Raw genomic sequence first — 5,683 nt, 5'->3', positions numbered from 1 at the left:
CGCGGATCGAGATCGTCGGCCGCGAGCGGATCCTGGCCCTCGAGCCAAAGCTCAATCCCGACGTAGTCGGCGGGCTGTGGGCGCCGACGGGGGGAATCGTCGAATCCTACCGGTTGGTCTTCGCGCTGGTGGAGAACGCCGCCGCCAACGGGGTGCGGCTGTATACCGATTGGAAGGTCGTCTCCGCGCGGCGCGAAGACGGCCGCTGGATCCTCTCCTCCGCGCGGGGCGAAACCCTCGCGGCGCGGCGGGTGGTGAACGCCGCCGGGCTGTACGCCGACGAAGTCTCGGCCGCCTTCGGTGCGGAGGAGTTCCGCATCATCCCCCGCAAGGGCGAGGAATACCTGCTCGATCGGAACGCGCCCGGCTTCCCCGCGCATGTGGTCTTCCCCGTCCCGGCCAAGAACTCCAAAGGCGTGCTGGTGATCCCGACCGTGGAGGGGACGATGATGGTCGGTCCGACGGCGGAGGAGATCGACGACAAGGACGACGAGGGCACCACCCCGGAGAACCTCGAGCGGGTGTTCGCGCTGGCGGCTCGTTTGGTCCCCTCGATCTCCAAACGCGACATCATCACCTCCTTCGCCGGCCTCCGTCCGGCCCTGCCGGGCAACGATTTTTTCATCGCGATCTCCGAAAAGGCGCCCGGCTTTATTCAGGCGGCGGGGATCCAATCTCCGGGCCTCACCGCCGCGCCGGCGATCGCCGAGCTTGTGGCCGAATTGCTGATGCAGGACGGCCTGGAGCTTGCGGAAAAACCGGATTTTATTCCGACCCGCAAGCCTTCGGTCAAAGTCCGCGACGCCGGATTCGGCGAGTTGGAATCGCTCATCCGGGAGGATCCGGCCTACGGCCGCATCGTTTGCCGCTGCGAAAGCGTGTCGGAGGCGGAGGTAGTCGAGGCGATCCGCAGAGGCCACACCACCCTCGACGGGATCAAGTTCTGCACCCGGGCCGGGATGGGCCGCTGCCAGGGCGGATTCTGCACCTACCGGATCCTTTCGATCATCGCCCGCGAGACCGGCCTGCCGGTCGAAGAGATCACCAAGCGCGGCGGTGACAGCCGGCTGGTGATGGGCCGGATCGGGGAGGACGCCGATGGTTGAGCGGTCCTGCGACGCGGTGGTCATCGGCTGCGGAGCGGCGGGGATGGCGGCGGCGGCCGCGATGCGCGCGGGCGGGCTTGCGGTCGCCGTGGTGGAGCGCGAGGAATTCCTGGGCGGGATCCTGATGCAGTGCATCCACAACGGCTTCGGGATCCACGAATTCGGCGCCGACCTCACCGGCCCCGAGTTCGCCGAACGCCTGCTGGCCGGGGTCCGGCAGGCGGGAATCGACATTTACCCAGACACGACGGTGATGGAGATATCAGGCGAGGAAGGCGCGCATACGGTGACCGCCTGCGGCAAAGCCCACGGCGTCGTCCGGCTGGCGTGCCGCGCGGTGGTGCTGGCGATGGGCTGCCGCGAGCGCAACCGCGGCAACGTCGCCATCGGCGGAAGTCGCCCCGCGGGGGTCTACACCGCCGGACTGGCCCAGCGGCTGATGAACCTCGACGGCTTCCTGCCCGGCCGCCGGGCGGTGGTGATCGGCTCCGGCGACATCGGCCTGATCATGGCCCGCCGCCTGACGCTGGTCGGCGCGAAAGTGCCGGCCGTGGTCGAGATCCTGCCCTATCCCTCGGGACTCGCCCGCAACATCTCGCAGTGCCTGAACGATTTCTCCATTCCGCTGCATCTGGCTCACGTCGTATCGAAGATCACCGGCCGCGAGCGGGTGGACGGGGTCGAGGTGACGCCGCTTGCGGGCGGCGTGCCGGACTACGCCAAAACCTTCCGGCTGGAGTGCGACACCGTCCTGCTCTCCGTCGGCCTGATCCCGGAAAACGAGCTCTCCCGCAAGGCCGGGGTTTCCCTCAGCGATGAAACCGGCGGGCCGCGCGTCGATTCCAGCCTGATGACCGGCGTGCCGGGGATCTTCGCCTGCGGCAACGTGCTGCACGTCCACGACCTGGTGGATTTCGTGGTCGAGGAAGGCCGCCGCTGCGGGCAGGCGGTTTGCCGTTACCTCGCCGGGGAGCGGCCGCCGCAATTCCGCCTGGCGGCGGGAACGGGAGTGCGCTCGGTGACGCCCAATTATTATTCGCCGGGGCGGGAGAACGTGATCTACCTGCGGGCGCTGACGGTGAAGAACGACGCGATCCTCTCCCTGCGGATCGACGGGGCCGAGGTTAAAAGGAAGAGACTCCCCCACGTCCAGCCGTCGGAGATGATCCGCGTTCCGCTGAAGCCCGCGGATTTCCCCGAACCGGATCCCCGGGGAGAAAACGTCCTGGAGGCGGCGATCGAGTAAGAAGACCGAGGCGGTCTTGAAAACCGCCTCGGTCTCTCAGCCAAGCCGCTACCTGCTTCCACGAAGCAGGAGATCGCTTCGTCGGATCGGCGGCGCCGATCCTCCTTGCAATGACATGGTGAAGAAAGGATGCCCGGAAAAAAGGAGTTCGTCTGCATCGCCTGCCCAATCGGCTGCCGGCTAACGGTCGAGATAACTCCCGACGGCAACGTGAAGGTCAGCGGAAACCGTTGCCCGAAGGGCGAAGCCTACGGCCGCGAGGAGGTCCTTTCACCCAAGCGGGTGGTCACGGCCGTCGTGCGGACCGATTCGCCCGCCTTTCCGTGCATCTCCGTGCGCACCGATCAGCCCTTGCCGCGGGAGCTGATCTTTGATCTGATCGCGGACCTCGCCCGGCGGACGGTCCGCCTGCCGGCCGCATGCGGCGACGTGCTGATCGGGAATTACCGCGGCAGCGGGGTGAACGTCGTGCTCACCCGCACTTTGCCGCCCGCCTCTCCCTCCGGCTCCCTTGCCCCTCGCCCGGAGTGACGCCCGGGACGGAAAAGCGGAAAAAAGGGAAGCGGCGCGGCGCTTCGGCGGACGTCGGGTCACCCCATCAAACCCCAATACCAAGTGAAAAAAACAAATACCCACGCGGCCAAAGTTAAGAGGGTGTAGTGAACGCGCACCAATGCGGTCCAATAACCGCACCGCCACACCGGCACAGCCAAGGCCGCCATTCCGAACGCCGGGAGGACGGCCGATCGGGGAAGGGCGAGGATCCACCCATACTCCCGCGGCACGCCGAAACCAAGCATAAGAAATCCGTCGGAAAGGATGCGGCCGACGGCGGCGGCCAAACCCAGCCAGAAGGCCGCCCCCAAAACGGCGACGGCCAGCCCCAGCCCGCGGGCGATCCGGGCCGGCGCCGGCGAAGCGGGGCTCCGGCGGCGGAGCGCACGGATCAGGTTGCCGGGCAGCAGAAGGATCTCGCCGAGGAAAAACAGGAGCATGAAGCCCAGCAAGCCGCGGTGGACCGGGTTGGGTCGTCCGAGCAAATCGGCGTTCAGCCGGTAGAGGGCGGGGGTGAGATGCCAATCCTCGGCGATGATGAAGGGAGCCCGTGCCAGGTCCGCCATACAATCCTCGTCGGGAGGAACGGACGGATCATCCAGAAAATCCAACATCATCCGCTGGGCGCATCCGGAGAGGCTGATGGCATGGGCCTGCCCGGGGAACTCGTAGCGGTAGGCGCGGCCGAGTGATTCTGCGGCCGTCCGACCGAACTCCGGCCGCGTGATGGGATCGAGCTCGCCGGAAAGGATCAGCGTGGGCAGATCGCTCGCCACCGGCCGGTCGGCGTCGTCCGGCGCGCGGCCGATGTTCCAAACCGGGCACACTCCCAGGTCGTAGGCGAAGGGGATGAAGATCGAAATCTGCGGATTGCGCGCGAAACTGTCGGCGACCGCTTCCGGCGGATTGAAGGGCCACTCCTCGTAGCATTCCACCGAATAATATTTGCCCCAATTGATCCCGGTCAGCTGTCCGACGGCGCCGGAGACAATCGGGGCCAGGACGCCCGCGTTCCCCTGCTGAATTTCTTCGATCAGAAGCGGCAATAGGGGGACCGCCGATGTGTCGTACAGGGCGTTGAATACGGTTGCGACCAGGTCGTCGCCGTTGAACAATACGTCGATGGCCCCGGCCCGCAACGGAACCGGATCATCGTTGAGTTCTTCCACCAGCCGGTAGAAATGCTCCTCCAGACAGGGGTAAGCCTCCCGGCATCGCACATCCTGCGCGCAGGCATCGAACAGGCTCCCGAAGACCTCGATCGCTTGCGGCACCAGTTGGGAATACGTGTCGGTTTCCGGCGGATATATCGAATCCAGCACCACGCTGCGGACGTGCGCCGGGTAATCCCGCATGTAGAACATCGCCAAGCGCGTGCCGTAGGATACGCCGTACAGATTCCATTGTTCGTATCCGAGGATCCGGCGCAGATCCTCGAAATCGGCGGCCGCGGCGGCGCTGTGATACTGCGAGAGATCGATCCCGACCTGCGATGTCAGCCTTTCACGGCAAATCCCCGCCGCTTCGGCCACCCGGCGGGTCTCCTCCTCCACCGTGCCGGCCGACGATAAATTCGAAAGGATCGCCCGATCGACCTCCGGGCAATCCAGCGAAGGTTCCGCGCCGTTGTTGCCGCGCTGCTCGAGCAGGATCAGGTCGCGGTTCCGGCGGATCGGCGAGGCGGCGAACAGGCCCGCCAGCGCGAGCACGCTGTTCCCCGGTCCTCCGTCGAAAAACACCACCGGGTCCGGTTCGGGATTCTCGGAATGGCTTTTGAAAATCACGACCGGCAGGCGTACGCCGCGCCCCTCCGGTTCGCTCCGATTCTCCGGCACGGTTAGGAAACCGCATTCGGTCCGGCCGTCGCCGGGCGCGGGAAACAGGCACGCGCCGGGCTCGAAATACGGCTCGGCGGGCGCGGGGATGATGCGTATGGGATGTTCCAAGCGAACGAGGGAAATCAGGCACGCCAGTGCCGTCCACCCGGCGAGGGTCTTCATCATTGATCCCGTAAGGCAAGGATGGAGATCGGATCGGACCACGCGGGTATCGTATCACACGGACGTCTGTGAATAAAGCGCGGGAAAGCCCCCCGGCGGACGGTCCGCCTGCCGGCCGCGCGCGGCGACGTGCTGATCGGAGATTACCGCGGCAGCGGAGTGAACGTCGTGCTCACCCGCATTTTGCCGCCGATCCCGCCTCCGACTCCCTCGTCCTCTTCGGGACCATCCAATAAGTGAAACGGGGAGCTATCCGTATGAAGCCGCGCAAGAAAAAGGCGTCATTCCCGCGTCCGCCATCCGCACCTTCGCTTCGTGAACAAACGACTTCCCCAAGATCATGAAAAGATATTCACTCTCCCGGGCCAGCGCGCCTTGACCGGGTCGGGCTGGGAGCGCGGGACTTGCCTGTCCCGGAAAAAGCTCGGGATGACGATCTTTTTTTCTTTTTTCGCAACTGCTCAGGCTCCCCCTCCTTCGTCCTCCCGTCGCTTTCCCTCGCTGTGCTCGGGACAGGCGCTCCGGGACAGGTTCAGGCACCTTTCCCGGAATTGCGCCGGGACCGGCTTCCCAGCCTTGCATCTGCGTATGAAGTTATGCATTTATTCAAAGCCCTCAAGCTTAAGCGATGGGCTGAGAGAATGAATCCCGGAACGCATGGGGCTGTCTATAAAGTAAATCAATGGTAATTGTGGAAAATTCCCAGCCGGAGATAGTCCGTCATTCCCGCGCCGGCCCTCGGCGCGTTCTTCGCCGGGGGTGGGTTTAGCGGGAAT

At 65.4% G+C, this 5,683-nt stretch carries 4 protein-coding genes; 3 read left to right on the top strand and 1 reads right to left on the bottom strand.

The features are described from left to right. The 3 genes from JW929_05700 to JW929_05690 form a co-directional block, all read left to right on the top strand. Nucleotides 1-1,106, top strand: a 1,106-nt coding sequence (locus JW929_05700) for an FAD-dependent oxidoreductase (protein ID MBN1438889.1), incomplete at its 5' end; no start/stop codon positions are given. Then, nucleotides 1,099-2,352 (top strand): FAD-dependent oxidoreductase, encoded by a 1,254-nt coding sequence (locus JW929_05695; protein ID MBN1438888.1) that lies wholly within the window; start codon nucleotides 1,099-1,101, stop codon nucleotides 2,350-2,352. The genes JW929_05700 and JW929_05695, both read left to right, overlap by 8 nt. 129 nt (nucleotides 2,353-2,481) lie before the next feature. Continuing rightward, nucleotides 2,482-2,883, top strand: a complete 402-nt coding sequence (locus JW929_05690; protein MBN1438887.1) for a DUF1667 domain-containing protein — start codon at nucleotides 2,482-2,484, stop codon at nucleotides 2,881-2,883. Nucleotides 2,884-2,942: 59 nt separating this feature from the next. Here JW929_05690 and JW929_05685 read toward each other — a convergent pair whose 3' ends face one another. Further along, the gene (locus JW929_05685) at nucleotides 2,943-4,907 is read right to left on the bottom strand and encodes an alpha/beta fold hydrolase (GenBank protein MBN1438886.1); all 1,965 of its coding nucleotides are present in this window, start codon (nucleotides 4,905-4,907) and stop codon (nucleotides 2,943-2,945) included. Nucleotides 4,908-5,683 lie beyond the last annotated feature (776 nt).

The sequence above is a fragment of the Anaerolineales bacterium genome (genome assembly GCA_016928575.1).
GTDB lineage: Bacteria > Chloroflexota > Anaerolineae > Anaerolineales > RBG-16-64-43 > JAFGKK01.
Note: the sequence above shows the minus strand (reverse complement) of the source record. Positions and strands in the feature narration are given on the sequence as shown.